The sequence below is a fragment of the Streptomyces sp. S6 genome, assembly GCF_054880855.1.
Genome location: NZ_JBTYMC010000721.1, coordinates 1 through 721 on the forward strand (window position 1 = coordinate 1; position 721 = coordinate 721).

Here is a 721-nt window from a genome sequence, read left to right on the forward strand (position 1 = left end):
CCACGGTGGCGCCGGGCGAGGCGAGCAGCCGGGCCCAGTCGCGCAGGGCCGCCGCCGTCGGCTCCAGGACGGCCGCCGGCACCCCTTCGAAGACGGCCAGCTCCGCGGGCAGCACCGGGTCGCTGATCTCCCAGGAGGTGCCGGGGCTGCCGATCCGCCGGGTGGTGACCTGCCAGCGTCCGGCGGAGATGCCCGACGCCTCCCACAGCTCCGGCGGCAGGGTGTGCAGGACCGCGACCGGACCGTGCGCCGCCCGCCCGGCCAGCAGACCGTGCAGGGCGCCGGTGCGCCACGCGGCCCCCATGCCGTCGCTGACGACCAGGACGAGGGTGCGGCCCGACGGGTCGTTGAGCGTGGACAGCGGCAGCTCGGGACTGCCGGGCCGGAACGCACCCGCGCGCAGGCGCGGCTCGCGGCCCCGGGTGTCGAGGCCGAACACCCGGGTGGTGGCGAACGCGCCCAGCCGCTCCAGCAGGACCCGCAGTTCGGCGCCGAGCCGGTGCCACAGCAGCATGGACAGGCCGTCGTCCACGAGCAGCGCCAGGTGCAGCCAGCGCTCCCGCACCGGCCGCCGCACCACGTCCGGCAGACCGGTCTCGGCGAACCGGGCGGCGGTGCGCCGCTCGTCGATCTCCAGCCGGTGGCGGCTGTCGTGCCGGTGCCTGAGCGGTCTCAGCGCACGGCCCACCGCGAGCTCGTCGCCGAGCGCCTTGTCCTCCGG

The 721-nt window shown here is 77.4% G+C and carries 1 protein-coding gene; it reads right to left on the reverse strand.

Going from position 1 to position 721, the window contains the following annotated elements:
- Positions 1-721, reverse strand: a 721-nt coding sequence (locus ACVNF4_RS36690) for an SAV_2336 N-terminal domain-related protein (protein WP_461807130.1), incomplete at both ends; no start/stop codon positions are given.